The organism is Micromonospora sp. NPDC050695, assembly GCF_040654415.1.
Taxonomy (GTDB): Bacteria; Actinomycetota; Actinomycetes; order Mycobacteriales; family Micromonosporaceae; genus Micromonospora.
This window is the reverse complement of the sequence record NZ_JBFAHZ010000023.1, coordinates 70316-94718: the sequence shown is the minus strand read 5'-3', so window position 1 is coordinate 94718 and position 24403 is coordinate 70316. Positions and strand designations below refer to the sequence as shown.

27 protein-coding genes are annotated in these 24403 nt (G+C 70.3%); 16 read left to right on the top strand and 11 right to left on the bottom strand.

Translation table 11 applies throughout. From position 1 onward, the window contains the following. Nucleotides 1-44: 44 nt before the first annotated feature. Together AB0H52_RS19210 and AB0H52_RS19205 are read right to left on the bottom strand one after the other, a co-directional pair. Nucleotides 45-1049 carry a restriction endonuclease subunit S gene (locus AB0H52_RS19210; protein WP_357948967.1) on the bottom strand — a complete coding sequence of 335 codons (1005 nt, stop codon included), beginning with the start codon at nt 1047-1049 and terminating at the stop codon, nt 45-47. Beyond that, a complete protein-coding gene (locus AB0H52_RS19205; protein WP_357948964.1) occupies nt 1046-2584 on the bottom strand; it encodes a class I SAM-dependent DNA methyltransferase in 1539 nt (512 codons plus the stop codon). The genes AB0H52_RS19210 and AB0H52_RS19205 overlap by 4 nt, the downstream gene beginning before the upstream one ends. 215 nt (nt 2585-2799) lie before the next feature. On the opposite strand from AB0H52_RS19205, the gene AB0H52_RS19200 reads away from it, so the two are divergent. The 3 genes from AB0H52_RS19200 to AB0H52_RS19190 all read left to right on the top strand — a co-directional run bounded on the left by AB0H52_RS19200 (nt 2800) and on the right by AB0H52_RS19190 (nt 4383). Continuing rightward, nucleotides 2800-3063, top strand: a complete 264-nt coding sequence (locus AB0H52_RS19200; protein WP_357948961.1) for a hypothetical protein — start codon at nt 2800-2802, stop codon at nt 3061-3063. A 124-nt stretch (nt 3064-3187) separates the two neighbouring features. Further along, nucleotides 3188-3577: a hypothetical protein gene (locus tag AB0H52_RS19195; protein ID WP_357948959.1), complete on the top strand. Its 390-nt coding sequence runs from the start codon at nt 3188-3190 to the stop codon at nt 3575-3577. A 5-nt stretch (nt 3578-3582) separates the two neighbouring features. Continuing rightward, the gene (locus AB0H52_RS19190; protein WP_357948957.1) at nt 3583-4383 is read left to right on the top strand and encodes a hypothetical protein; all 801 of its coding nucleotides are present in this window, start codon (nt 3583-3585) and stop codon (nt 4381-4383) included. 6 nt (nt 4384-4389) lie between these two features. Here AB0H52_RS19190 and AB0H52_RS19185 read toward each other — a convergent pair whose 3' ends face one another. Continuing rightward, nucleotides 4390-4815, bottom strand: coding sequence for a hypothetical protein (locus AB0H52_RS19185; RefSeq protein WP_357948954.1), 426 nt, complete (start codon nt 4813-4815; stop codon nt 4390-4392). A 135-nt stretch (nt 4816-4950) separates the two neighbouring features. Between AB0H52_RS19185 and AB0H52_RS19180 the strand changes: the two genes are divergently transcribed. Both AB0H52_RS19180 and AB0H52_RS19175 read left to right on the top strand, forming a co-directional pair. Then, nucleotides 4951-5592, top strand: a complete 642-nt coding sequence (locus AB0H52_RS19180) for a hypothetical protein (protein ID WP_357948951.1) — start codon at nt 4951-4953, stop codon at nt 5590-5592. Next, a complete protein-coding gene (locus AB0H52_RS19175) occupies nt 5589-6164 on the top strand; it encodes a hypothetical protein (RefSeq protein ID WP_357948948.1) in 576 nt (191 codons plus the stop codon). The genes AB0H52_RS19180 and AB0H52_RS19175 overlap by 4 nt, the downstream gene beginning before the upstream one ends. 6 nt (nt 6165-6170) lie before the next feature. Here the strand turns inward: AB0H52_RS19175 and AB0H52_RS19170 are convergent, their stop codons facing one another. Further along, nucleotides 6171-6404, bottom strand: coding sequence for a winged helix-turn-helix domain-containing protein (locus AB0H52_RS19170; RefSeq protein WP_357948976.1), 234 nt, complete (start codon nt 6402-6404; stop codon nt 6171-6173). Nucleotides 6405-6657: 253 nt separating this feature from the next. Here AB0H52_RS19170 and AB0H52_RS19165 point away from each other — a divergent pair, with 253 nt between their 5' ends. The 4 genes from AB0H52_RS19165 to AB0H52_RS19150 all read left to right on the top strand — a co-directional run bounded on the left by AB0H52_RS19165 (nt 6658) and on the right by AB0H52_RS19150 (nt 9428). Continuing rightward, nucleotides 6658-7200: a hypothetical protein gene (locus tag AB0H52_RS19165; RefSeq protein ID WP_357948945.1), complete on the top strand. Its 543-nt coding sequence runs from the start codon at nt 6658-6660 to the stop codon at nt 7198-7200. A 157-nt stretch (nt 7201-7357) separates the two neighbouring features. Then, on the top strand, nt 7358-7606 hold the full coding sequence (locus AB0H52_RS19160; protein ID WP_151488587.1) for a DivIVA domain-containing protein: 249 nt from the start codon (nt 7358-7360) through the stop codon (nt 7604-7606). Beyond that, nucleotides 7594-7878: a hypothetical protein gene (locus tag AB0H52_RS19155; protein WP_357948942.1), complete on the top strand. Its 285-nt coding sequence runs from the start codon at nt 7594-7596 to the stop codon at nt 7876-7878. The genes AB0H52_RS19160 and AB0H52_RS19155 overlap by 13 nt, the downstream gene beginning before the upstream one ends. After that, a complete protein-coding gene (locus AB0H52_RS19150; RefSeq protein ID WP_357948939.1) occupies nt 7875-9428 on the top strand; it encodes a plasmid pRiA4b ORF-3 family protein in 1554 nt (517 codons plus the stop codon). Before AB0H52_RS19155 ends, AB0H52_RS19150 begins: the two co-directional genes overlap by 4 nt. 347 nt (nt 9429-9775) lie before the next feature. On the opposite strand, the gene AB0H52_RS19145 is transcribed toward AB0H52_RS19150, so the two are convergent. Together AB0H52_RS19145 and AB0H52_RS19140 are read right to left on the bottom strand one after the other, a co-directional pair. Continuing rightward, the gene (locus tag AB0H52_RS19145; protein WP_357948936.1) at nt 9776-10642 is read right to left on the bottom strand and encodes an ABC transporter permease subunit; all 867 of its coding nucleotides are present in this window, start codon (nt 10640-10642) and stop codon (nt 9776-9778) included. Further along, the gene (locus AB0H52_RS19140; RefSeq protein ID WP_357948933.1) at nt 10642-13506 is read right to left on the bottom strand and encodes an alpha/beta fold hydrolase; all 2865 of its coding nucleotides are present in this window, start codon (nt 13504-13506) and stop codon (nt 10642-10644) included. The genes AB0H52_RS19145 and AB0H52_RS19140 overlap by 1 nt, the downstream gene beginning before the upstream one ends. Before the next feature lie 374 nt (nt 13507-13880). Between AB0H52_RS19140 and AB0H52_RS19135 the strand changes: the two genes are divergently transcribed. Genes AB0H52_RS19135 through AB0H52_RS19110 form a run of 6 tightly spaced genes read left to right on the top strand, consistent with a single transcriptional unit; the run spans nt 13881 to nt 19795 of the window. Beyond that, nucleotides 13881-15074, top strand: a complete 1194-nt coding sequence (locus tag AB0H52_RS19135; protein WP_357948930.1) for a hypothetical protein — start codon at nt 13881-13883, stop codon at nt 15072-15074. Further along, nucleotides 15061-17550: a nitrate- and nitrite sensing domain-containing protein gene (locus AB0H52_RS19130; RefSeq protein ID WP_357948927.1), complete on the top strand. Its 2490-nt coding sequence runs from the start codon at nt 15061-15063 to the stop codon at nt 17548-17550. The genes AB0H52_RS19135 and AB0H52_RS19130 overlap by 14 nt, the downstream gene beginning before the upstream one ends. Continuing rightward, nucleotides 17547-18020: a roadblock/LC7 domain-containing protein gene (locus AB0H52_RS19125; RefSeq protein ID WP_151488570.1), complete on the top strand. Its 474-nt coding sequence runs from the start codon at nt 17547-17549 to the stop codon at nt 18018-18020. Before AB0H52_RS19130 ends, AB0H52_RS19125 begins: the two co-directional genes overlap by 4 nt. After that, nucleotides 18017-18496: a DUF742 domain-containing protein gene (locus tag AB0H52_RS19120; protein WP_357948924.1), complete on the top strand. Its 480-nt coding sequence runs from the start codon at nt 18017-18019 to the stop codon at nt 18494-18496. The genes AB0H52_RS19125 and AB0H52_RS19120 overlap by 4 nt, the downstream gene beginning before the upstream one ends. Further along, nucleotides 18474-19232 (top strand): ATP/GTP-binding protein, encoded by a 759-nt coding sequence (locus AB0H52_RS19115; RefSeq protein ID WP_151488572.1) that lies wholly within the window; start codon nt 18474-18476, stop codon nt 19230-19232. The genes AB0H52_RS19120 and AB0H52_RS19115 overlap by 23 nt, the downstream gene beginning before the upstream one ends. Before the next feature lie 38 nt (nt 19233-19270). Beyond that, the gene (locus AB0H52_RS19110; protein WP_151488573.1) at nt 19271-19795 is read left to right on the top strand and encodes a hypothetical protein; all 525 of its coding nucleotides are present in this window, start codon (nt 19271-19273) and stop codon (nt 19793-19795) included. Nucleotides 19796-19859: 64 nt separating this feature from the next. Here AB0H52_RS19110 and AB0H52_RS19105 read toward each other — a convergent pair whose 3' ends face one another. Further along, nucleotides 19860-20369 (bottom strand): GNAT family N-acetyltransferase, encoded by a 510-nt coding sequence (locus AB0H52_RS19105; protein WP_357948920.1) that lies wholly within the window; start codon nt 20367-20369, stop codon nt 19860-19862. Between the two features lie 142 nt (nt 20370-20511). Then, nucleotides 20512-21348 (bottom strand): hypothetical protein, encoded by an 837-nt coding sequence (locus tag AB0H52_RS19100; RefSeq protein WP_225854181.1) that lies wholly within the window; start codon nt 21346-21348, stop codon nt 20512-20514. A gap of 251 nt (nt 21349-21599) precedes the next feature. Here AB0H52_RS19100 and AB0H52_RS19095 point away from each other — a divergent pair, with 251 nt between their 5' ends. Beyond that, nucleotides 21600-21815: a hypothetical protein gene (locus AB0H52_RS19095; protein WP_139587469.1), complete on the top strand. Its 216-nt coding sequence runs from the start codon at nt 21600-21602 to the stop codon at nt 21813-21815. A gap of 6 nt (nt 21816-21821) precedes the next feature. Here AB0H52_RS19095 and AB0H52_RS19090 read toward each other — a convergent pair whose 3' ends face one another. The 3 genes from AB0H52_RS19090 to AB0H52_RS19080 all read right to left on the bottom strand — a co-directional run bounded on the left by AB0H52_RS19090 (nt 21822) and on the right by AB0H52_RS19080 (nt 24373). Further along, complete coding sequence (locus AB0H52_RS19090; RefSeq protein ID WP_151488575.1) at nt 21822-22244, bottom strand: DUF3263 domain-containing protein; 423 nt, start codon at nt 22242-22244, stop codon at nt 21822-21824. A 105-nt stretch (nt 22245-22349) separates the two neighbouring features. After that, nucleotides 22350-23366 (bottom strand): ABC transporter permease subunit, encoded by a 1017-nt coding sequence (locus AB0H52_RS19085; protein ID WP_357948916.1) that lies wholly within the window; start codon nt 23364-23366, stop codon nt 22350-22352. Beyond that, nucleotides 23363-24373, bottom strand: coding sequence for an ATP-binding cassette domain-containing protein (locus AB0H52_RS19080; RefSeq protein ID WP_357948913.1), 1011 nt, complete (start codon nt 24371-24373; stop codon nt 23363-23365). Before AB0H52_RS19080 ends, AB0H52_RS19085 begins: the two co-directional genes overlap by 4 nt. Nucleotides 24374-24403: the final 30 nt, after the last annotated feature.

Genomic DNA, 24403 nt, shown 5'->3' with positions numbered 1-24403 from the left:
CGGGACTGGCGGCTCGGACGACACACCAAGATCATGCCAGGCCATCACCCAGAGTGGACAGCCGACCGCCGACCCGTCTCAAGCTGAATACGTACGTCCTCTGTTCGCAGATAAGCCATCAGATACTGGCGAGTGTCGTCGTCGTCGACAGGCACTCGCGCAACAGCGCGAGCAATGTTCGATCCTACGTCCTCCGGACCAACCATAGATACCGAACCGATCGATCCTACGCAGCTAACAAGTAACTCGTTGCCACGGATACGAGATCTAGAGTATTGACGCTCGATCAACGGACTAATGCGCTTCAAGCTAGACCGATCAACTCCACTATCGGCCAGGTCACCGACACGGATTATTGGCACCCCGGCCTCGTCGTGATCTCCCGGCTGAACAACTCCGTAATTGATCCGGTCCCCCGTGGGTACTAGCTCAGCCAATTCGCACCCAGGAAAGCCGTGGGGGTTTGCAGAAGGATTACCGAACGTGTCCAGGAAAGCGGACCGCTCAAGCTCGCCAAGCATAATCAGAGCCTCCCGCCGCTTGGCGTGCAGCGCATCTACTCGGTCTAGAATATCGACAGCCCGACGCTGGCGGCTCATCGGAGGCAGCGGAATCTTGAGCGCCTTCAGCTTATCAATAGGGAAGTTGTCAGCCGTAGTCGCTCTCACCCAGCTGAGAATCTCGGGTGACTTTGCCTTGATATAACGCGCCAAGTAGGCGGGATCGACCAAGTCCGAAGGAATGATCGCCTTCATGTCCTGGTTAATCGCAACAGGCAGGCGATTCAACCCAACAGGTAGTGTATGTTTTAGGACGCCAGAACGCACTACAATAAGAATTGAATTTGCCTCAACCAGTCGTGCAGCACTTTCATCTAAACCAGCCCTGGTGATACAGATCTGAGACTTGTCAATAATCCAAGATTTCATATCCTTCGGCGTAACCCATGGAATGTCCCCGCCGAAGTAATCCGGATTACTTCGATTTGGAGTTCCTCCACCGACAATTTCCGCCAACTCGCCGATAGGAACAGCCCGCGCCTCGTTCATCCGAGCATCGCCTTCAGGTCAGACAGGCCCTGTTGAATCCCGGATTCGAGGCGTTCGAGGTCCGCGAGGATTTCCAATGGGTGCCGGTGCTCAATCTCGTCGTGCACGACCTCCTTGTAGCGGTTGAGGCTGAGGTCGTAGTCCTGGGCGACGATGTCGTCCTTGGGCACGCTGAAGCTCTGTTCGGTTCGCGCGCGCTTCAGCTCGTCATCGTTGCGCTGCGCCCAGCGGGCCAGCACGTCCGGCAGGTTGTTCTTGGGGTGATCGGCTCCGGTGAGGTCGGCCGACGGCCGCACGCCGAGCTTGTCTTCAGGCAGCAGCGGGGTTCGCTTGTCGTCAAGGCTCCAGCCGTCGGCGGTCATCTCGTAGAACCACACGTTGTCGGTGCCACCGCTGTTGGTCTTGGTGAAGAAGAGCACCGCCGTGGACACGCCCGCGTATGGCTTGAAGACGCCGCCGGGGAGCTTGACCACCGCGTCTAGCTTGTGGTCGTCCACCAGCATGCGGCGGATCTCCTTGTGCGCCTTGCTCGACCCGAAGAGCACCCCATCGGGCACGATCACGGCTGCCTGGCCGCCCGGCTTGAGTAGCCGCAGGAACAGGATCAGGAAGAGTAGTTCCGTCTTCTTGGTCTTGACGACCTGGGTCAGGTCCGTCGCGGTGCTGTCGTAGTCGATGCTGCCGGCGAAGGGTGGGTTGGCCAGGATGACGGAGTACTTCTCGGCCTCATCGGCGACGCTCTGCGCGAGCGAGTCACGGTATTCGATGACCGGGTTTTCCACGCCGTGCAGCAGCATGTTCATGCTGCCGACGCGCAGCATGGTGCTGTCGAAGTCGAAGCCGTGGAACATCCTGTGGTGGAAGTGCTCGTTGCGCTTTGGCTCGTGGAACAGGTAAGCGTGCTCTCGGCGGACGTACTCGCTGGCCTCCATGAGGAAGCCGGCGCTGCCGCAGGCCGGGTCACAGATGGTGTCGTCGGGGCCGGGGGCGACCATCTCCACCATCAGCCGGATGATGTGCCGGGGCGTGCGGAACTGTCCGTTGTGGCCAGCCGTGGCGATCTTGCTGAGCAGGTACTCGTACAGGTCACCCTTGGTGTCCCTGTCCGCCATCGGGATGCCGTCGAGCATGTCGACGACCCGGGACAGCAGCGCAGCGTTGGGGATGGTGAAGCGGGCGTCCTTCATGTGGGTGGAGTACGTCGAGCCGTCGCCGCCGAGCGTGCGCAGGAACGGGAAGACATGCTCGCCCACGGTCACGAACATTGCGGCGGCGTCCGCGTTCTTGAACCGCGACCAGCGCAACTCCTCGTACGGCTTATCCTTGGCGTCGCTGCCGGGCGGGAAGATGGGTCGTTCGATTGGCGTGCCGGTCCGGGCCGCCTTGTTGAGCGCGAGGGTGTGCAGGTCGTCCAGTCGGCGGATGAACAGCAGATAGGTGATCTGCTCGATCACCTCAAGCGGGTTGGAGATGCCGCCCGACCAGAAGCTGTCCCAGATCCGGTCGACCTTGCTTTTCAGTTCCCCAGTGATCACGAAGCGTTGTCCCACCATCTCGATACGTCTCGGCTGAGCCCGTAAGGCTACGACGCACCGGTACATCCAGGGAACCCAGCGCTCGGCACCTTCGGCGTGGTGTCGCCTTGCCGACTGTGACGATTTTCCGGGGCAGCGGCATGACGGCAGTGTCCGATAGTGTCCGACCCAACACAGGGAGCGAGAATGTCTCGCCTGTCAGCCGGAGGGGCCACATGGCGAGCATCGAGGAAGTCAAGGCCGCACTCGCCCAGGCCGCCGAGCAGGGCAACAGCACCCAGCAGCAGATCCGGGCGGCCATCGAGGCGACCGAGCAGACTCTCGCCCGGCTACGTGCGGTGGCGGCTGGCACCGGGCACCCGACCATCGCCGAGGCCATCTCGCGTGGCGAGCAGAGCAAGCAGCGCCTGATCGAGGCGATGACCCTGCTCCAGGGAAGTTCTCAGGCCGCGCGCAACTACATGAACGTGCTCGGCTGACCTCCGCCAGAACAGCGCACGTCGGGAGGGCGAGGTTGTGAGTCAGCAGAGGTCTCAGCTAATGACGGCTGGCCACCTGGGTGCCCTGTTGTCGCCCTTGGCGCAAGCAGTGACCGTCGGCCGCATGACCTGGACCACGAGAAACCACGTCACACGAGAGGGCTTGGTCCGGGTCGACACGTCGATCCCCGCGCTCGCCCCATGCCGACTCCGAGTACTAATCAACGAGCTGAAGCCCAGCGAGCCAGCATTCCAGTATCTCGCCGGTGACGGCCGGCTGGCGTTCTCGGCCCGCCGACTGTGCGTCAACACGCCACACCGCCCGTTCGCCGGCACCCACAAGCACCGGGTCGAGCCCGGCGGGGGCGAGGAGGCCGCCTACGAGCCCGCCGACATCCCCTTCGTTCCGCTGCAACCACGGGTGTCTCCAGGGACCTACCGTGCGATCCTGGAAGCGTTCGCTGCGGAATGCTTCATCACGTTCGGCACCGACTTCGGCTGGTCAGAACCGTGAGGGGGATGATCGTGGACGCCACGACCGTGATCGGCGCGGTCCTGCGGGCCGCCAACGACAACACTGTCGCGCATCCGTACGGCGATGGTCTGCTTGTTGATCTGCCATTGGCATACGGCGACGGCGACGGCGTGCGCGTGTTGGTCGAGCCGATGGGCACCGGCTTCCGGGTCAGCGATCGCGCAACGGCGGCCACTCTGCTGGCGATGGCAGGGGTCAACCTCTTCGCCGGTCGCGCAGCGGAGGCTTTCGCGGAGATCACCCGCGGTGCTGGCCTCAACGGGGTCAACGCCGTTCCGGGTGAGCTTGCCACCTTCGGCACCGCCGACGATCTGGGCCGCCTGATCCTTGCCGTCGCACAGGCGTCGCTGCGGGCCGACCAGCTTCGGTGGCTCGCACCCCGGCAGGCGGGAATGAGGTTCGTGGACCGAGTTGCTGATCGGGTCACCGTCTGGGCTGGTCGCACTCGCCACCTCCAACGTGACGCGCCGATCCCGCTCGGGTCCGGGCGCACCCGCTCGGTGACGGTCCGAGTGGCCAACGATGGCAAAGCGGCATACGTGCAAGCGCTCAGCTTGCGCGACCCGGACCAGGCTGCCGAGCACTGCTACCACGTCTTCGGTCTCTCGACGATCGCCAAGGAGCGCCGGATCGCCACCTTGGCCGGCTCGAAGCGGGACTGGCCGGCAGCAATCGTGACGGAGCTACAAACCGTCAGTGACGTCGAGTTCTTCGACGACCCGCTGAGCCTGGAGCGACAGCTCGACAAGGTGGTCCCCCCGCCACAGCCGGCGCTTCGGGCTTAACGCTCGTCAGTCTCTTTGCGCGAATTCCACGGCCTCAGCCAACAGCGCGTCCAACTCAGCGTCGGTTAGATCGTCATCGGTCAGGACCTTCTGGATGGTCGCAGCCTGGATTCGCCCGATCATCTCCTGGCTTGCCGAGTAATCGGCAGAAGGGTCGATGGTGGTGAGAATCAACGCCTCGGCCGCTTCCACGTCGATGACCGGCCCGCCCTCACTGAGGCTGGCGCGCAGCTCAGCAACGAACATGATGACCTCCCCTGGTCTCGCCGCCGCGCCGAAACGGCGGTCAACCGCGAGGAAGAAGAGAGCCGCGAGGAAGCGCGGGAAGCCATCCCAGCCAGCCGCGTCGAGCCTCGCCTCGACGGCGACGCTCGCCGCGTAGTCGCCTTGAACCATGGTCCGGACGTACTCCGGCAGGTCTGGATTGATCATCTTTAGGCCGCTTCCTCAGGCGTCGCACCTGTCCTGGCCGCTATGCCAGCAGGTAACTGCCGGTTGTTCCGGGGCTGACTGAGGGTACGGATTTCGGTAGGGTCGGCGACGTTCGCAACGCCGAAGGGATCGCTCATGCCTCGCGTCATCATCCCGGTGGGCTTCAGCCTTGGTCCCCAGCACCGGTACGTGCGCCCCGCCGATCCGACGCCCGAGTCGTGGGAGGTTCATCTCGGCGGCGACATGCTCGAACTCAGCGAAGACGAGGTCGGCGTCTACGGTGCGGCGTTCCTCGACGTGGAAGGGCACTCCAAGCTCCGCGTCGACCGCGCAGCCCTGGTCCAGACGCTGTTGACCGCGCCCACGCCGCAGCCGGAGGCCGAGCGCCTGGTCGACAGCCTGATCGGCCGGGGTCTGCTGCTGGAGTTCGACCCGGAGGGTCCGTTGGAGGATCTGTTTCGGCGTTACCGCCTGTTTCCCACGGCCGAAGGCATGGGCACCACGCCCGAGGAGCCTCACTTCCACCGGATGGGCCACCACAACCGCGCTCTGGTCGCCGTCCAGAACGACGCGTACGTGATGTGGGCGTTCTCGTTCGTGCACCCCAGCCTCTGGGATGCCTGTTCCTACTTCGCGAGGGCGGACCACGAGGAACTGAACGAGGGTGAGGCACCGATCGGCCTCACCGCCGAGAGCGTTGCACGGGAGGTGGCGATGAATCTGCCGATGATGATCGCTACCCAGTGCGCGTTCCTGGACCCCGTCGCAGTGCTGTGAGCTATCGGCGGCGCGGCTATCGCAACGGCTCTCGCCGGCAGGACGGCTACCTTCGCAGCCTGCGCTATGAGGCTCCGAAGGAGGGTCTCGGCAAACTCGTCGAGAAGCTCAGCGAGTGGGGCGGTGCTGTGGTCGGCCTCGCAGCAGCGACGGCCGTCGCTAAGCAAGGGGTGGCGGTGCCCGCAACCGTCTTGGCGGGTTCTGGGCTGGTGCTGGGGGCAGCTTCAGGCGCGGTGGCCAAAGCAGCGGTAACCGCAGCCTTCGACACCATCAAAGAACGTCGCCGTACACGGCTGGCAGGCAGCAGTGGGAGCGTCAGTGTCGGCGGTCTGGCCGTGGAGATCGAACAGATCATCGCCCTGGTCGAGCGCAATCACGATGCGCTCCGCGGAGTAGTAGACCGGATCGGTAACAACCACGCCTGGTTGATGACTGTGCTCATGGGAGCGAGCCCGACGGTCTTACAGCAGGTCAACGGGCAATTGACCGGTGCACGTAGGTCGGTCGAGGAAGCCTGCACCATGTTGCGGCTGTCGAAGGACAACCTGCGCGGTTATCTCCGCACCATCTGATGTGATCTACGGCGTTTCCGATGGTTCCGCCACGTAGGTGCCCTTGCCCTGATGACCCTCGACCAGCCCTCGGTCGCGCAGGATGCGCAGCGCCGCCTGAGCAGTCGAGACGCTGACGTTGTACTGGTCAGCAAGCTGGGCGTACGTCGGGAGCTTCTCTCCCGGCTTGAGCTCGCCAGCACGGATTTTTGCGGTGATCGTCTCGACGACACGTACATAGTCGGCAGTTCGGTTGGCCATCAGGTGGTACTCCTCGCTCGGCACCACCATCTGATCACGGAACCTCTTCTCCTACAACACCGTCGTTGACTTAGGTAAGTACGTCAACTAACCTGGCGGACGTGGGACTCCTCGCTCGGCAGCCGGGGGTTCCACCTCCCGGGGTATCAGTCCCGGCCCTCCGGGGCAGCGCTCAAAGGTGGTCCAGGACGCGAGCTGGGCTGCTTGTGGCGCTGCCCCGGCACCCCCGTAACCCCACGAGAGGAGTCCACCCGTGACCGTGTCGGAGACGTCGACGGAAGTGCCGGCGGCGAGCGCGATCTGGTCCGTGGAGCAGGTGACGGCCGAGCTGCGCGAGACGTACCTCGCCGTCGCCGCAGCCGCCGTGCTGCTGGAGCGGACCGGGGCGGGCTGCGCCCACCCGGCGATCCGGCTGGCGCGACGCAGCGGCGAGGATGCGCTCGACCTGGCCGGTGATGCCGAACGGCAGCTCAGCGACGGCGTTCACCTGCTCCGCGCTGACGCCGGCCACCAGGATCGGGCCACCATCGCCGGATTGGTCGAGGTGCTGGACACCGTCCGGGACCAGTTGGCCGTCGCCGCAACCCGGGTCGGGCGGCTTCCCGCCCGGATCAGCATCGCCGGGCAGGAACTCGTCGGCAGCGACCAACGCGACCCGAGCACCGAGACGGCGGCCGGGCAGTGGCACCGGGCCGCCGACCAGCTCGGGCTGATGACCGAGAGCCTGTCCGCGGCGGTTTCCGCGCTCACGTCGTACACCGGCGGATTGTCCGGCGCGGAACCCACCACCACCTGAAACCTGCCCGCGGACCTCCGTGGAAAGGAAAGGGCCCGGGGTGGGTGCCGGGCTCCGGCCGGCACGTCACGCGCGGTCGTGCCGGCCGACCCCGCCCGCCCCGGTGCCGCCGGCGGAACCATCGAACGGAAGGCGGTCCACCGTGATCTACCAGACCATGCGGCGCCTGCTCCCCCAGCACGTCCGCGCCGCCACCTTCGACGCCCGCCGGTGGCGCGGCCTCGACCCCACCCAGGTGTACGCCTACCTCGACCTGGTCGCCGACGAACTGGAACGGCTCACCCGTGATCTCACCACCGCGAACACCGAGGGTGAACGCATCCGGCAGGCGCTGCGGCAGTGGCAGTCGCGGCACACCGACTGTCGGCACACCTCGCCCGCCCCGAACAGCCGGTGGTCCCGGTGACCGAACCGCACTGGATCATCCATCTGCCGACCACCCTGCGCCGGGTCGAGGACGCGGCGGCGCTGGCCATGGCGCTGCGCCACTCCCTCGGGCATGTGGTCGCCATCGACTTCGGCGAGACGACGTTGAGCGAGGAGGACCGCCAGTTCGTGCGTACCCGTGTCTGGTGCGACAGTCGCCTCCCCGGCGGCGCGCGCTGCGCCCTGCCGACCGACCACCCCGGCGGGTCGTGTCAGGCGACCCCGGCGGCCCGTGAAAACATGCTCGGATGAGTCCCGAGAGCCGCCGCCGTAAGCGCGCCAAGCCCAGTCGGTCCGGCCAGCAGGTCGTGCGTCGCACCCGCCCCGCCGAGGTGGAGCAGTGCGACTGCCCGGCGTGTTCGGATGCCGACTTCGACCCGCAGAACTTCATCGGCGGCCTGGTCGCCGAGGCTGCCGACCTGGTCAAGGCGGACGACCCCGTCGAGGCCGAGTTGTTTGCCGCGGCTTTCCTGTCCGCCGGCGACCTTGCCGGCGAAGGCTTCACCGAGGCGCTCAACGACGGCTTGCTGCCGGCCGTCGCCGAGATCGGTACGCCTGAAGCGCTCGCGGTGCTCCTCGCGGTCGACGCCGTCCGGGAGGGCACCGTCGCCGCAGCCGCCGCCCAGCGTCTGGCGGACGAGGGCGTGGCAGCGCCCAGTTGGGCCAGCGAGTTGCGCCAGCCTGTACGGGTCGGCGCCTGTCGACGGTTCGCCGACCCGGCGGGCAGCGCGTCCATGCTCGTCTGCGCCTTCGAGCGGGCCGGGCGAGCGTATGGGTTCGTCGTCAACGTCGACCACCTCGACTGTGACGCGGCGGCAGACATCGTGTTCTTTCCCGCCCACGCCCTGGACGAGGTCGTCACCACCATTCGGCAGAACAGCCGTCGTGCCAGTGTGACAATCGCCGAGGAATCGTTGGACCCGGCCGAGTTTCGGTGGGAGGTCGAACGGGCCCTCGACGCTCGCGCGGACCACGACCAGGACCGTGACCCCTCGGAGTTTGACGACGATTTCGAGGACGAGGACGGGCCGGGCTACCACATGCTGGCGGTGCTGCTGCGAGCCCGGATCCGTACGCTGCCCGAGCCGACGCGCCCACCAGCCGAGCACGACGCCGACACCCGCCAGACCACCCTCGGACTGCTGGACATGATCAGCCAGATCGCCGGGCAGGCGCAGCAGATCCAGACCCGCGCAGGAAGGCGTACCGCCGGGCGGAAGCTGCCGGCGAAACGGAAGAAGTCTGGCCCGATCGCGCCCATCTACCAGCTCAAGGTGGGTCTGCGGGGGGCGAAGCCGCCGATCTGGCGGCGTCTGGAGGTGCCCTCCGACACCAGCCTGGCCGACCTGCACGACATCATCCAGGTGGCCTTCGGCTGGCACGACTCCCATCTGCACGTCTTCGAGACCGCGTACGGCGACTTCGGGGTCGCCGACCGGGAGCTGGGCTACCGCGCCGAAGCCCCGGTGACCCTGGAACAGGTCGCACCCGGCGTCGGTGACCGCTTCAAGTACACGTACGACTTCGGCGACGACTGGGCACACGACATCGTTGTGGAGAAGGTGCTGGACCGTCAGCCCGTCGCGTACCCCCGGTGCACCGGCGGCCGGCGGGCGGCCCCGCCGGAAGACTGCGGCGGTGTCTGGGGCTACGCCGAACTCGTCGAGGTGCTGGACGATCCCGACCACCCCGAACACGACGAGCGGCTGGAATGGCTCGGACTCGCCTCGGCCGCCGACTTCCAGCCCGCCCGGTTCGACGCCACCGAGATCACCCAAGCCCTCACCGAACGGTCCGGCTGACTCAGGCTCAGCTGGCGGAGCTGTACGGGACCTCGGTCCCCAACATCGTGCAGATCATGCGTCGAGTGCTGGCCGACGAGGAGGTGACCGAGGCAGCTGTTGACTCTGGATTAGCTGTTGACTCTGGATTAGTAGTTCGCGCCGGAGGTGGCCGGCAGGTGCGGCGCCAGCGGGGCTAGCGATGTCGTCAACGACATCAACTCCAAAGGCTCAGCACGAGGCAACCGCCCCGGCTGCCCGGCGGCAGGTCGCACCCGCCGCCGGGCAGCCGGCCGAGGACGTCGACCCGGACGGCCCGATCGACGTGGGAACACCGGCCAGATCGGCGTCAAGCGCCTGGCGGAAGGCTACGACGTGATGTCCTTGCGGGTGAAACGCCAGAACGCCAACCCCCAGAACAGCGTCGCGTAACTGATCGCGGAGATGCAGCCGCGCACCACGTCGTCGGTCTGCACCGGCGTGGAGAGCAACCCCAGCCAGGCGGTGCTGAAGTGGGTGGGCAGGAAGTCCCGCAGCGCGCCCAGGGCGGTGATCTGGTCCAGGATGCTGGACAGGATCCACAGCAGGACCGCGCCGCCCACCGCGCCCAGGGCGGCGTCCGTGGTCACCGACAGCAGGAACGCCAGCCCGGCCACCACCAGGAGTACGACCGCCAGGTAGCCGAGCACGGCCAGCAGCCGGAGCAGCCCCTCGGTCGGTTCCAACTCGGCGGCGACCGTGCTGCGCAGCGGCGACCAGCCGTAGCGCAGGGTGCCGGCCAGCAGCGCCGTGCCGGCCAGCAGCAGCAGGGCCAGACCCGAGTACGCGAGCGCGACCACCAGCTTCACCGTCAACAACCGTGCCCGGGGCACCGGGATCGCCAGCAGGTAGCGCAGGCTGCCCCAGCTCGCCTCGCTGGCCACCGTGTCGCCGCAGAACAGCGCGACGACCACCACCAGCAGGAACGACGCCGACACGAAGATCGAGAACAGGGTGAAGTTGAGCCCGCCGGAGGTGGCCAGGTCGACCAGACTGGCGAACTCGTTGTTGCCGTTGTCGTCGTCCCCACCCGAGTTGAACTGGAACGCGATCAGGATGATCAGCGGCAGCAGCACCATGAACCCGAGCGCCAGCTGGGTCCGCCGCCGGGACGCCTGGCGGCGGAACTCCGCCCCGAACGGCATGGTCGCCGACGGCCGGTAGCCTCGCGCCTCACCCGCCTCAAGAACAGCCATCACCGGTCACCGCTTCCCCGAGAGTTGTCGCCCACCAGGGCGAGGAACGCGTCCTCCAGGCGCCGCCGGGGCACCACCCGGTCCACCCCGATGCCGGCGCGCACCAGCTCGGCCACCACCTCGCTGCGGGCCGTGCCGTTGGTGTCGACCACCAGCTGACCGTCGCTCTCCGGCAGTACGCGGACACCGTGCAGCCGATCCAGCACCGCCCGCGCCGCCACCTGGTCGCTCACGTCGAACAGCACGCTCGGCGACTCGCCCACGATCTCCTCCACCGGGCCGGACGCCACGATCCGGCCCTTGTTCACCACCACCGCGTGCGTACAGGTCTGCTCCACCTCGGCCAGCAGGTGGCTGGAGACCAGCACCGCCCGGCCGTCCGTGGCGTACCGCTGGAGCACCCGGCGCATCTCGGCGATCTGCGGCGGGTCGAGCCCGTCGGTCGGCTCGTCCAGCACCAGCAGCTCGGGAAGGCCCAGCATCGCCTGGGCGATGGCCAACCGTTGGCGCATGCCGTGGCTGTAGTTCTTGATCTTCCGGTGCACCGAGTCGCCCAGCCCGGCGATCTCCAGGGCCGCGTCGAACTGCGCGTCCTCCCACGGCCGCCCGGTCGCCCGCCAGTACGCCCTGAGGTTGTCCAGACCGGACAGATGCGGCAGGAAACCTGGCCCCTCCACCAGCGCCCCGATCCGAGACAGCACCGGTGAGCCGGGCACCAGCCGACGGCCGAACACGTAGATCTCGCCGGCGGTCGGCTGGGTCAGCCCCATCAGCACCCGCAGGGTCGTCGTCTTGCCGGCGCCGTTCGGCCCCAGCAGACCCACCACCTGGCCCGGGTGCACCTCGAAGTCCACGTTCGACACCGCGACGAAGCCATCCGCGTACTCCTTGCGCAGTGCGCGCACGGCCAGCGGCGTGTCCGCGTACTCCGGATGCACCGACCGGTCCTGGCGGCGGTGCCGCCGGCGGACCAGGGCAACGACCACGACGAGCCCGACCGCGATGGTGGCGAGCAGACCGGCGAGCACCCAACGCCACACCGTCGCCGCGGTGGGGATCGGCTCGCCGTCGACCGTGGGCAGGCTGACCACGCCGTCCGCCGCCACCGTGTAGACGGTGGGTTCGGCGGGAGTGGTGTACGCCTGGTCGGAGGTGGCCACCACCAGCCGCAGCCGGTGCCCGGCCTCCACCCGGCGGACGATCCCGGGCAGCGTCACGGTGACCGGGCGGGCGTCCTGCACCCGCTGCGGCAGGCCGGTGAGCCGGATCGGCGCGACCAGGCCGTTCGGCAGGGTGGCCGCGCCGTCGGGATCGACGTCGTAGAGCTTGACGAAGAGCACCGCCTCGCCGGTCGGTGACGCGGCCCGCAGGGTGACGGTGGGCGCGCCCGCCACGTCCACCGCCTCGGTGAGCGGGGTCGACTCGAACCGGGCGTGCTGACCGGGTACGTCGCCGGCCACCCCGTCCAGCAGCGAGGTGAGCCCGCCCGCGAAGGGGATCGAGGAGATGGCAGCCGGGTTGCCGTTCGGCGGGTTGGCGATCGGCTGCGTCGGGCCGGCGACCGTGACGTCCCGGAGGGCGTTGCCGGCGAGGCCCGGGTAGTCGGCGCGGCGGAAACCGGTGGCGACCAGACCCCGGTCGAGCGCGTCGAAGCCGGCGATCCGCGACCAGGTGAAGTCGTCGCCGGGTGCGTCGCCCTCGCCCTTGACGTAGTGGTCGAGCCACTGCACGGTCAGGAACTTCACCCGGTCCTCGTCCGAGCGGGGACCACTGCCACCGTCGTGCCCGCCGGTGAACCAGGCGACCCGCACCGGGGTGCCGGTGGCGGCGATGCCGCGCGCGTTCGCGTCCGCCTCGCCGAGCGGAAAGAGCGTGTCCGCCTCGCCCTGCACCAGCAGAGTCGGCGCCTTGATCCGGTCCAGCACACCGGCCGGGCTGGAGCGGCGCAGCAGGTCCACGGCCGGCTGGTCGGCGCGTCCGGTGGTGGCGATTCGAAGGTACGCGGCGCACACGTCGGCGGCGAACCGCCCGCAGGACGGGTCGGCGGCACCGGTCGGGGCGCCACCGGGACCGGTGCCCGGACCGGCGGTCGGGGCGGGGCTGGGTGGACCGGCCGACGCCGGTGCGCCCTGCGGCTGGGCGGCGGTCGCACCGGAGAGCCCGGCCGGGCCGGAGCCCACGTTGCCGCCCCCGCCGAAGAACAGGCCGGCCCAGCCCTTCTTGAACACGCCCTCGGTGGGCGCCGCGCCGGTGCTCTCCGGCAGGAACGCCCGGGACAGGTCATTCCAGGTGATCATCGGGACGATCGCGTCCACCCGACGGTCCTGGGCGGCCAGCAGCAGCGCCAGCCCGCCACCGTACGAGCCGCCGACCACGCCGACCTTCGGATCGCCGGCGCCGTCGGTGCGCACCTCCGGTCGGGCGGCCAGCCAGTCCAGCAGCCGCTCGGCGTCGCGCACCTCGTAATCCGGGCTGTCCAGGTGGATCTCGCCGCCGCTGCGGCCGAAGCCCCGCGCCGTCCAGGTCAGCACCGCGTAGCCGCGCCCGGCGAACTCCTCCGCGTCCGACCGCACCGACTCCTTCGTACCGCCGAAGCCGTGCGCCAGCAGCACCGCCGGCACCTTGCGCCCGGACGACGCGTCGGCCGGCAGGTAGAAGGTGGTGTCCAGGTTCACCGGCTGGTCGCCGGACGGTCCGGAGCGGACGGTGAGCATCGCGCTCTCGGTGCGGACACCCGGTCCCTGCGGCCACACCGCCCAGGTCACGGCGGCCGCCAGGAGCACGACGACCGCCGCCGCGGCGATCGCGCGGCGACGGGTGGGCAGGGCACGCCGGATCCACGCGGCCGGCGACGGCGATCTCATGCGGCACACGGTACGGGCCGCAGCCTGAGCGTTGGCTGAGATCCGCCGTACGTCTGTCCGGTTGGCCCGATCGGCGATCCGGCCCGGTGCGACCGCGCACCATCGGACGCGGCCCAGTGAGTTGAGTTCGGACTCCGTGAATTCCGATCTTCCGCGGATATCCCCCTCGATCCCTTCATGTCACACCCGCCGATGGGACGCAGCGTGGCGGCGACCAGGACGAACCGTGACATCGCTCGAACTGACGCAAAGCCGACTCGCTGACGACGGTCCGGGCCACGGCGGTTCGGTTAGTTTTCCGGTCCGGTGCACGGGACTCATCGGCGAAACCCCACACCGCGCCGCCCCCAGCCCGACGCCGGAGGAGACACACCATGGCAGTCCCCGCACCGCGGGTCCGTCGACGGCCCTCCACACTGGGCCGGCTGCTACCGCTGTTGCTCATCGCGGCACTGCTGGCACCGGTGGGTGTGCTCCTCACGCAGACCTGGCGGCACACCGGTGACGACCGGGACCTGGCCGCCCGGGAACGACTCGGCGTCCAGTACCTGCGCGCCCTCGCCCCGGTCACCGACGCGCTGGTGGACGCCCAGTCCGCCGCGGTCAACGGCCGTCCCGCCTCCGGCGAGACGCTCGCCCGCGCGGTCGAGGAGGCCGCCTCGGTGGACGCCCGGATCGGCGTCGAGCTGCGCAGCCAGGAACGCTGGGCCGGGCTGCGCGCCAAGCTGGAGGCGCTGCGTGACCGCAGTCCCGCCGACCCGGCCGCCGCGTTCACCGCGTACAGCGAGGTCACCGACCTGCTGCTGGCTCTGCACCGCAAGGTCCGGGAGAGTTCCGGCCTGGTACGCGACCCCGCCGCCGACTCGTACTTCCTCCAGGACAGCGTCGGCCAGGAACTGCCCGAGGCGGTCGTCGCCGCCGGCAGGCTCGCCGACCTGGGTGCCCTCGTCGCCCGCCGACCTGCCGCCGAGCAGCCCCGCGGCCTCCTCGAACTGACCGCGCTGCGGGTGGCCGCGCTGGCCCCCGCCGCCGACGTGGTCGACAACCTGAGATCTGCCGTGGACGGCTCGGAGAGCACCGACCTCGGCGCCAACGTGCTGACCCCGCTGGACAACTACCAGCGTTCGGTGGAGGCGCTGGCCGCCTACTCGATGCCGGCCGACGGAACCGCCACGGTGGACCCGGGCCGGCTCGGCGCCGCCGGGCTCAACGCGCACACCGCCGCCCGGCAGCTCCAGCCGGTCATCCTGGCCGAACTGGACGCCCTGCTGGTCGAACGGATCGACGGCCTGGACCGGGACCGCTGGTTGACCACCGGCGCGGCGGCGGCCTTCGTGCTGCTGTCGGGCTGGCTGGCCGGGCTACTGATCAGCGCCGACCGTCGCACGCGCCGCCGCGCCGCCATGCCCATCCCGGGCACCGATAGCCCCGACGAGCCGACGCCGGCCGACGCCTGGCAGCCACCGATCGGTGCGGGCCGGGCCGGCGACCACCGGGCGCTGCAACCGGTCGGTGCCGCCCGTGAGCCGGAAGCCACCCAGTGGGGGCCGTTCGATGCTGCTCGGTAGGCTCCGGATCCGCGGCAAACTCGCGCTGCTCGTGGTGATCCCGCTGCTCAGCATGGTCGGCCTCGCCGTGCCCGTGGTGCTCGAACGGGTGGCCGCCGCGCAGCGCGCCGGCGACATCACCGACCGGGTACGCCTCGCCAGCCGGGTCGGCAGCCTCGTCCAGGACCTCCAGCAGGAACGCATCCTCTCCGTCGGCTATCTGCTCGGCCGGGTCGAACGCGCCGAGGTCATCCGCAAGTCCGCCGACGTGGACGACCGGGTCGCCGACCTGCGGGCCGCCGGCGGGGACGCGCTGACCGGTCGGGTCGACCGCTCCCTGGACGGCGTGTCCAGCCTCGTCGACCTGCGCACCGCCGTGCTGGCCCGGGTCGCCAACCCGGGCCAGGTGATGGCGGCGTTCGGCCCGGTCAACATGGGGATGATCGAGTCGCTGCGGCTGGTGGTCGGCGTGGACACCGACACGTTGCCCGGCCGCCAGGTGCTCGCCCTCGACGGGCTGCTGCGCGCCGACGAGGGCCTGGGCGCGTGCGCCACGCTCAGCCTGCTGGTCAAGGCGATCGGCACCCCGGACACCACCGCCGGCTACGTGGCCTGCATCGCCGCCCTCCAGGTCGACAACGCGCGCTTCCGCAGCCTCATCACGCCCGAGCAGCTCAAGGTGGCCCAGCTCAACGACGCGGCGGTGGCCGCGCGTACCAGCCCCGACTTCCTGGTCACCAGCGCCCGGGATCCGGCCGCCGCGGTCCGCGACGTGCCGATGGACGCGCTCTTCCCGGCTGTCCGCACGATGATCCGACTCGGCCAGTTCGTCGAGAAGAAGCTCGTCGCCGACGTACTCGCCGAGGTCACCGCCGAGCAGCGGCGGGCGCTGACCGCCGCGTACCTGGTCGGTGCGGCGGCGGCGCTGATCCTGGCGCTGGTGGTGCTGCTCAGCGCCGCGGTCGCGCGAACGGTGGCCCGGCCGCTGACCCAGCTCACCCGCTCCGCCGACCGGGTCGCCCGGGTCGCCGAGGCGGAACTGGTGCGGGTCACCGACGACGAGACGGAGAGCGCGCAGTCGATCCGGTTGGAACCGGTGGACATTCGGGCCAACGACGAGATCGGCGACCTGGCCCGGGCCTTCGACCGGGTGCAGAGCACCGCCTCCCGGCTCGTCGAGCGGCAGGTCGCCGGCCGGCGCAACGTGGCGCAGATGTTCGGCCACGTCGGGCGGCGCACCCAGAACCTGGTGGGCCGGCAGATCGCACTGATCGACCGGCTGGAGGAGCAGGAGGCCGACCCGGGCCGACTGGAACACCTGTACCGGCTCGACCACATCTCCAGCCGCCTGCGACGCAACGCCGGCAGCCTGGTGGTGCTCTCCGGCTCGGCCGGTGCGGACGCGCACACCGCGCCGGTGCCGCTGGCCGACGTCGTCCGGTTGGCGCTCGGCGAGATCGAGGACTACACCCGCGTCGAGGTGCGGGTGCCGGCGGGCGTCTCGGCCGCACCGGCGGTGGTCGGTGACCTCATCCTCGCGCTGGCCGAGCTGATGGAGAACGCCACCGTCTTCTCCCCGCCGCACACCCGCGTGCTGGTGACCGGTGAGACGTCCGGGCTCGGCGCCCGCGTCACCGTCGTGGACCACGGCATCGGCATGTCCGAACAACGGCTGGCCGAGGAGAACGCCCGGCTCACCCGACGGGAACGGCTCGACCTGGCGCCGACCGAGGTGCTCGGCCTCTTCGTGGTGGGCCGGCTGGCCCGCCGCCACGGCTGGGAGGTGAGCCTGGCCGCCACCGCCGGTGGCGGGGTGACCGCCCAGGTGGCGATCCCGTCGGCGTCGCTGGTGCTGCGCCGCGCGGACCGCGCCGGTGCCGTCGTGGCCCGGGTCGCGGTGCCCGACCGGCGTACGACGACCGTGCTCGACCCGGACGGCGGTGCGCCGGCCTTCGCGGCGGCGACCACCACCCCCGCGCACTTCGACTCGGACCTGCTCAGCCGCGCGACCCGCAGCCTGGAGTCCGGCCCGTCCTGGAACGCGTTCGGCACCGCCACCAGCACCGAGCAGCCGACGCCCACCGAGCCAACGCCCACCGAGCCGGCGCCACCGCGCCCGGAGCCCTCGGGTACGCCGAACACCCCCCGGATCCGGCAGCGGGTCCCCGGGGCCAGCCTGCCGCCCACCGCCGCACCGGCGGGGCCGGTGGACGCGACCGCCGCCGACCCGGCCGCCGCCCGCGCACTCGTCGAGGCGTTCCAGTCCGGCGTACGCCGGGCCGAACTGAACACGCCGACGGCTCCCGGCCGCCCCCGGCTGAGTCGACGGGTACCCGGGGCGAACCTCACCGTCACCCCACCCTGCCCGCCGGCCAGCACACACCTCGGCGACCCGACCGAGGTCCGCCAACTCATCACCGACTTCGAGGCGGGCGTCGCCCGCGCTCTCCGCGAAGTCAGCCCAGACCGCCGGAACGAAGAAGGATCATCACGGTGACCAGCCCCTTCCTGCACGACAACGTCGACCACCAGAACCAGAGCGGCGCCGGCGATCTCAGCCCGGAGGCGCGCACCTTCAACTGGCTGCTGGACTCCTTCACCTCCAGCACGGCCGGGGTGCTGGAGGCGATCGCGGTCTCCTCCGACGGGCTGCTGATGGCCATGTCGGCGATCAAGGACCGCTCCAACGCGGAACGACTGGCCGCCGTGGTCTCCGGCATGACCAGCCTCGCCGGCGGCGCGGCCAGCTGGTACGCGCTCGGCGGCCTGAACCGGGTGATCGTCGACATGGCCGACGGCTACCTGTTGATCAGTGCGATCAGCAGCGGTTCCGTGCTCGGTGTCGTCGCCGACCGGTCGGCCAACCTGGGCACCGTCGCGTACGAGATGACGCTCTTCGCCGGGCGGGCCGGGAACGCCCTCACCCCACGGCTGATCGTCGAGCTGAAGAACGCCGTCCAACAATGACCCCCGACGTCGCTGGCGAGGAACCGGACCCGGAACCCGGGGCCCGGATCCGCCCCTACCTGCGTACGCCCCCGGCCGGGGATGGTGCGCCGGCGGCGACGGTGCAGCCCGAGCCCGGCGACGGCCGGCCGGCCGGCCCCCGGCCGTTCGTGCTCACCTCCGGCCGGGTGACCGGCGCCGACCCGGCGATCGGGCTGGAGACGCAGGTGACCGTGCGCACCGAGAGCGGCTGGTGGACCGGCACGCAGGACGCCCTGCTGGCACCGGAACACCAGGCGATCATCGCGCTCTGCGCCGAGCCGATCTCGGTGGCCGAACTGTCGGCCCGGACCCGGCTGCACTTCGGGGTGGCCCGGGTCCTGGTCGGCGACCTGCGGGCCGCCGGGCACCTGAACGTGCACGTGACCGACGCCGACGACGCGTACGACCCCGACCTCATCCTGCGAGTGATTGATGGACTCCGTGCGATCTCCTGAATGGCCGGTCGCCCCGCTGGGGGGTCTCGCCGGCAACAGCGCCACCGCCCGGTACGGCACCTCGCCGGGCAGCGGCCCCGTGCTCGGACGCACCGGCCCGCCGGCGGCCGCACCACCGCCGTACCGCCCGCCGGCCGACAGCGGGTCGACGCCGCCGCCGGTCAACCGGCCGGCCGCACCACCGATCCCGGTCAAGATCCTGGTCGCCGGTGGCTTCGGGGTGGGCAAGACCACCACGGTCGGTGCGATCTCCGAGATCGCGCCGCTGACCACCGAGGCCGAGATGACCAGCGCCGGGATCGGCGTGGACGACCCGGGCGCCCGGTCCGCCAAGACCACCACCACGGTGGCGATGGACTTCGGCTGCGTGACCATCGACCGCAGCCTGAAGCTGTACCTGTTCGGCACACCGGGGCAGGCCAGATTCGGTTTCATGTGGGACGACCTGGCCCGTGGTGCGCTCGGCGCGCTGGTGGTCGTCGACAGCGCCCGGCTGGACGACTGCTTCCCGGCGGTCGACTTCTTCGAACGCGCGGGACTGCCGTTCGTGGTCGGGGTGAACGCCTTCGACGGGCGGCTGGCACTGCAACTCGACGAGATCCGGTGGGCGCTGGCCATCGGCGATCAGGTACCTCTGGTGCAGTTCGACGCCCGGGACCGGCTGTCAGTACGGGACGCCCTGCTGGTCGTCCTGGACCGGGCGCTGGACCGGGCCACCCGGGACAGGAGGGCCTGAGCCGACCGGCTCCGGCCGTGGCGGGAAGGGGTGATCTGGTGAGGGGCGACCTGGACGAGACGCTGGCCCGGCTGGCCCGGCGCGAGGAGGCGCTGCGCCGGCGGACCAACGACCGCGACGACAGCACACCACCGCCCGGTCCGGTCGGCGGCCCGGCCCACCACGCGAGCGGCCACACCGACCCGCGCGGCACCGGGCCGGGCCGGCACGCCGGGCGGGACACGCCCGACGATCCGCCCGGATGGGGGCCGGTCGAGGAGGTGGCCGAGGCGGTCCGTCAGGTCGTCGACGCCCACCCCGGGCTGGCGGTGACCGTCCGGGTCGAGCACGCCGGGCGGACGTACCCGCTGCGGGTGTCCTGGGACGGCCCGCGCGCCACGGTCGGCCCGGAGCATTCGGCGGCGGCCCCGGTGGAACAACCGCCGGCCTGGCCGATGTCGGGGCGGACGGTGCCGGCGTGGGCACCGGGCCCGGACGGGGCGACCCCGGACCCGGCGGCCCGCCTGGCCGAGCTGATCCGGCGGGACCCGTCGCTGCTCGACGAACTGGACCCCGGGCGCTAACCGGACGCGGGACTGGCCGCGGACCGGCTGCGGGCCGCCGACCGGGGGTGACCGGGCCGGCGTCTCAGAGAGCCGGAGGCGTCGAATCGAGGCATATTTCGGCGCGCACCTTGCCGCCATCCTCGTGCAGTTTCGCACCACATTTTTCGAGTACGGTGACCGCACCGATGTTGTCCGGCGTCGTCTCCGCCACCACGGCCCGCATGCCGGCCCGTGCGGCGGCGTTCAGCAACTCCCGCAGGGCGACGACGCCGATTCCCTGACCACGCGCCGAGCGCCCGAGCCACATCCCGGTCTCCACCGTGCCCGGCTCGTCACAGCGCGTCATCCGGACCATGCCCACCACCTCGCCGCCGACGAGGATCGCGTACATCTGGGAGCGGGTCGGGCCGTCCAGGCCACCGAAACTCGTCCGGTGGAACTCCCGGAACGCCTCCCGGCGGGCGAGCGACCAACCGGCGGGCGCCTCCACCGGAGGCATCACATCATCCGGCTCGGCCTCGGCAGCCGCTACGGAGAGCAACGGCTCCAGGTTCTGCTCGTCCACCGGCTCCAGCCGGACCGCACCCGCCACGTGCCGCAGTCTGCCGGCCTCATCGGCCGAAGTCCACCCCATTGGACATCCACTGGCGGTCCGGTCACCGGTACCGGCCGGTCGGGCGGCGTGGGTGTTCTTCCTCACGCTCCGTCGTCACCCGTCGGGATGAAAAAGTTTCTCAGGCCGTCGGTCCGAACTCGCAGAACACCACCGAGGCGTCGTCGGTGGCCTTGTGCCGGCGCAGCCGGTCGGGATGATCGCGCTCGGCGTCGCGGACCCGGTCGAGCAACGCTCCCGGCCCGCCACCACTCAGCAGGTCGAGCAGACCCGCCCAGTCGGTCAACCCGAACTGCTCGACCGCGCTGGACGCGCCGTCGCTGAGCAGCGCCGCCCGGCGCACCGCTCCGGGACCGTGCCGGGGCACCGTGCCGGTCACCGCGTGGAACGCCGCGTCGGGGTCGGCCGCCGCCACCCAGTAGCCGTGCGTGCGGTTCATCCGTTCCCGCTGCACGCCCACCGCGTGCCGGAACCGGGTCACCGGGTCGGCGACGCCCGCGGGCACGGTGGCGACCGTCCGGCGCAGCTCGGCCATCGCCGTCTCCAGCCGGTCGTCGGTCACCACACTGACCTGCCCACCGGCGTCCAGCACCAGCGGACTGTCGCAGAGCACCAGGTAGTCAACCTGGTCGCCGCAGTCCCGCAGCAGGCACACCGTGCTCGACGGGGTGCCCGGATGGTCGAGGTCGCACTGCCCGCCGTGGTCGGCCCGCACCGCGAGAATGGCCGCGGCCAGGTTGCTGGCCAGCCGGGCCGCGGGCCGCACCGCCTCGGCGACGCCGAGCCGGGCCGCCAGGTGCCGGACGTACCACTCGGGTCCGTGCACGCAGCCCGTGTCGAAGCCCTCCGGCACCGTCGCGCCGTCCAGGACACCGACCAGCGGACCGAACCGGAAGACCAGGTCCTCGTTGACCCCTCGGCCCGGGGCCGGCACGGACGCGGAACTGACCTGCATCATCGGCGCGGCCGCCTCGGGTAGGCACCCGTCATTGCCCGCTCCCTCCGTCGGCCTCCGGCCGCCTCCCGGCGACTCGGAGCGCTCCCCCGCGTACCCCTTCGGCTGAGCGACATTCCCCCAGCTCCCGGTATCCCGGCAACCCGGGTCCCGGCCCGGCTACCAGCGGTAGCGTGACGGCGTCGGGCCTGCGGGCCGTCGATCCGCAGGTGGACGACGGTTCGGGGCCGTCCATCGCGACAGGGGGATCGCAGATGTTGCAGCGGTTGCACGAGTCAGGGCTCAAGGCGGATCACATGTACATGGCCGGCTTCGTCAGCATCGGCCTGTCGTTCACCAGTTGGTTTCTCTCGAAGCACCTGGAGCGGGCCGGCGTGGCGCGGGCCGACCGGTGGGGCATCTTCATCGGCGAGTGGGCGCCGACGTTCTTCGCCATCGGCAACGGCCTGCAGGGGTACGAGAAGAAGTAGCTGCCGTCAGCGGCGGCGGTTGCGGGCGCGCGACGAGCGCAGCCGGCGGAGCCGGCCGATCAGCACAGGGTCGGCGGCGAGGGCCGCCGGGTTGTCGAGCAGTCCGTTGAGCAGCTGGTAGTAGCGGGTCGCGGAAACCCCGAAGGTGTCCCGGACGGCCTGCTCCTTGGCACCCGCGTGTCGCCACCACTGCTGCTCGAAGGCGAGGATGGCGCGCTCCCGCTCGGTCAGCCCCGGCTCGACGGGCTCGGCGGGGGCCGGCTCGTCGGTGGCCGGCTCGTCGGTGGCGTCGACCGACCGCGCCGGTTCGTCGGCGGTCTCGATGGGCGGCGCCGGTCGGGGCGTCGGGACGGTCGGCCCGGTGCCGCCCGCGATGTCCGCCGGGCGAGCGTCGGTGGACGGCTCGGGGGCGGTGGCGTCGGCGGACATTCGCTCAGCCTAGCCAGCCAGGAGCCCGGTCGCAGCAGCCGGCGCGGCGTCCCACCGACGCACGAAGGCCCCCGGGGGGAGCCGGGGGCCTTCGTGGTCGATCCGTCAGGAGATGTCGCGCCGACGCATCGCCCAGAGTGCCGCGCCGAGGATCACCACCACACCGATCGAGAACAGGACGGACGACTGCTGCCAGGTGATGTCCATGGTCTCCGGTTCACACGACCCGAAGTAGGTGGCGTTGCAGGAGTCCCAGTTCTGCAGGGTGACCGTCTTCGTCATCCAGGCCAGCGCGTACGTGGGCAGCAGCCACGCCTCGGCGAACTTCACGTTCGCCATCTCCAGCAGGATGCCCAGGCCAAACTGGAAGACCACCATCACCGCGACCACGCCGCCGAGGGCCATCGCGGTGTGCCGGCCCAGGGAGGCCAGCGCGAACCCGATGGTGGTGAGCACCAGCACCAGTGCCACGCCGCGCAGCCCGGTCAGGGCGAACGACTGCCAGGCCCCCGAGGTCATCTTCTCGGTGCTACCCCGGAAGCTGGCGACCGCCCAGAATCCGGCGAACCAGAGCACCGCGGCGGGCAGTGTCACCGCCAGGATGCCGGTGAGCAGCGCGGCCAGCTTGGTGAGCAGCACGGTGAGCCGCTTGGGTCGCCAGAGCAGCAGGTTCATCATGCCGCCGGTGCTCCACTCGGCACCCACGAAGGACGCGCCGACGATGAACCCGACCAGGGCGAGGATCGCCGCGAACGGGATGAGCGTCTCGTCGAACGTCTCCCGGAAGTTGAACGTCGACGGCAGGAACCAACGCGCCTCGAACGACTCCCGGGGTGGCGGCGTGATCATCGAGCAGTCGTCGGGGTAGCGGCCGTCGGTCGCCGTGCCGGCCTTCTTGGCCTGCTCGCAGGAGGCCCGCTCCTGATCGGTCCGGACGACCTGCTGCCGGTAATCCTGCTCGGCCTGACGCTCGGCCTTGGCGAGCTGGTCGGCGCCGATCTTCTGGTTGGTGAAGAAGACCCCGACCACCACCACGGCCAGCACCAGCAGGCCGAGCAGTGTCATGTATCGGGTGAAGCGCCGCTTGGTGAGCCGGCGCAGTTCGGTACGAAAGAGGCTCACGCGCCCCACCCTCCCCCGGTGGTGCCGGGCTGACCCGTCCCACCGACCTTCATGGACTCGTCGACCTGCCGGTGCTGGCCGGGTACCGGCGCGGTGGCGGTCAGTTCGAGGAAGACGCTCTCCAGGTCGACGGCGATCGGAGCCAGCTCGCTGACGTAGAGGTTGTGCTCGGCGAGCAGTCGCGTCACCGAGGCCGGCTTGTCGACGTCGGCCAGCATCAGGTGGTCCGGGTGCCCGGTGACCCGGATCCCGGCCCGGGTGAGCGCGTCGGTGGCCACCGGCAGGTCGCTGACCGCCTCCAGGCGGACCCGGACCGCGCCGGACGAGTGCTGGGCGAGCACCTCGTCGACCGGGCCGAAGGCGACCCGCCGGCCCAGCGAGATGATGGTGACCGAGTCGCAGATCAGCTGGATCTCGCCGAGGATGTGGCTGGACAGCAGCACCGTCATCCCGGATTCGGCGAGGGTCCGCATCAGCGTGCGCATCTCCCGGATGCCGCCCGGGTCGAGGCCGTTGGCCGGCTCGTCGAGGATGAGCAGCTTCGGGTTCTTCAGCAGGGCGGACGCGACGGCGAGCCGCTGCTTCATGCCCAGCGAGTACGTCTTGACCCGCTCGCCGGCCCGGTCGCGCAGCCCGACCAGTTCCAGCACCTCGTCCACCCGGGCCTGCGGCACCTCGCCCGCCCCGGCCAGCAGGGACAGCGTGTCCCGTGCGGAGAAGTGCGGGAAGAACTGCGGGCTCTCCACGATCGCGCCGACCTGGCCGGCGACCGTGGGTAGCGCGTCGGGTACCTCGTGCCCGAGCAGCGTCATCCGGCCACCGTCGGGCCGGATCAGGCCGAGCAGCGTACGCAGCGTGGTGGTCTTGCCGGACCCGTTGGGGCCCAGGAAGCCGTGCACCTGCCCCGCGTCGACCCGCATGTCGAAGCCGTCGAGCGCGTTGCGGGTGCCGCGTCGACGACTCTTGTACGTCTTTCGTAGACCTTCGATCTCCAGGACAGCTGGCAAGCTGCACCTCCCCCGATGGTGGGCGTGACA

Coding starts and splice junctions, on each gene's coding strand:
- AB0H52_RS19180 (WP_357948951.1), top strand. CDS start 4,951: ATGCCTCGCGTCATCATCCCGGTGGGCTTCAGCCTTGGTCCCCAGCAC.
- AB0H52_RS19210 (WP_357948967.1), bottom strand. CDS start 1,049: ATGAACGAGGCGCGGGCTGTTCCTATCGGCGAGTTGGCGGAAATTGTC.
- AB0H52_RS19095 (WP_139587469.1), top strand. CDS start 21,600: ATGTTGCAGCGGTTGCACGAGTCAGGGCTCAAGGCGGATCACATGTAC.
- AB0H52_RS19130 (WP_357948927.1), top strand. CDS start 15,061: ATGCTGCTCGGTAGGCTCCGGATCCGCGGCAAACTCGCGCTGCTCGTG.
- AB0H52_RS19135 (WP_357948930.1), top strand. CDS start 13,881: ATGGCAGTCCCCGCACCGCGGGTCCGTCGACGGCCCTCCACACTGGGC.
- AB0H52_RS19195 (WP_357948959.1), top strand. CDS start 3,188: ATGACCTGGACCACGAGAAACCACGTCACACGAGAGGGCTTGGTCCGG.
- AB0H52_RS19190 (WP_357948957.1), top strand. CDS start 3,583: ATGATCGTGGACGCCACGACCGTGATCGGCGCGGTCCTGCGGGCCGCC.
- AB0H52_RS19090 (WP_151488575.1), bottom strand. CDS start 22,244: ATGTCCGCCGACGCCACCGCCCCCGAGCCGTCCACCGACGCTCGCCCG.
- AB0H52_RS19120 (WP_357948924.1), top strand. CDS start 18,017: ATGACCCCCGACGTCGCTGGCGAGGAACCGGACCCGGAACCCGGGGCC.
- AB0H52_RS19185 (WP_357948954.1), bottom strand. CDS start 4,815: ATGATCAATCCAGACCTGCCGGAGTACGTCCGGACCATGGTTCAAGGC.
- AB0H52_RS19115 (WP_151488572.1), top strand. CDS start 18,474: ATGGACTCCGTGCGATCTCCTGAATGGCCGGTCGCCCCGCTGGGGGGT.
- AB0H52_RS19150 (WP_357948939.1), top strand. CDS start 7,875: ATGAGTCCCGAGAGCCGCCGCCGTAAGCGCGCCAAGCCCAGTCGGTCC.
- AB0H52_RS19140 (WP_357948933.1), bottom strand. CDS start 13,506: ATGAGATCGCCGTCGCCGGCCGCGTGGATCCGGCGTGCCCTGCCCACC.
- AB0H52_RS19100 (WP_225854181.1), bottom strand. CDS start 21,348: ATGATGCAGGTCAGTTCCGCGTCCGTGCCGGCCCCGGGCCGAGGGGTC.
- AB0H52_RS19160 (WP_151488587.1), top strand. CDS start 7,358: ATGCGGCGCCTGCTCCCCCAGCACGTCCGCGCCGCCACCTTCGACGCC.
- AB0H52_RS19200 (WP_357948961.1), top strand. CDS start 2,800: ATGGCGAGCATCGAGGAAGTCAAGGCCGCACTCGCCCAGGCCGCCGAG.
- AB0H52_RS19170 (WP_357948976.1), bottom strand. CDS start 6,404: ATGGCCAACCGAACTGCCGACTATGTACGTGTCGTCGAGACGATCACC.
- AB0H52_RS19145 (WP_357948936.1), bottom strand. CDS start 10,642: ATGGCTGTTCTTGAGGCGGGTGAGGCGCGAGGCTACCGGCCGTCGGCG.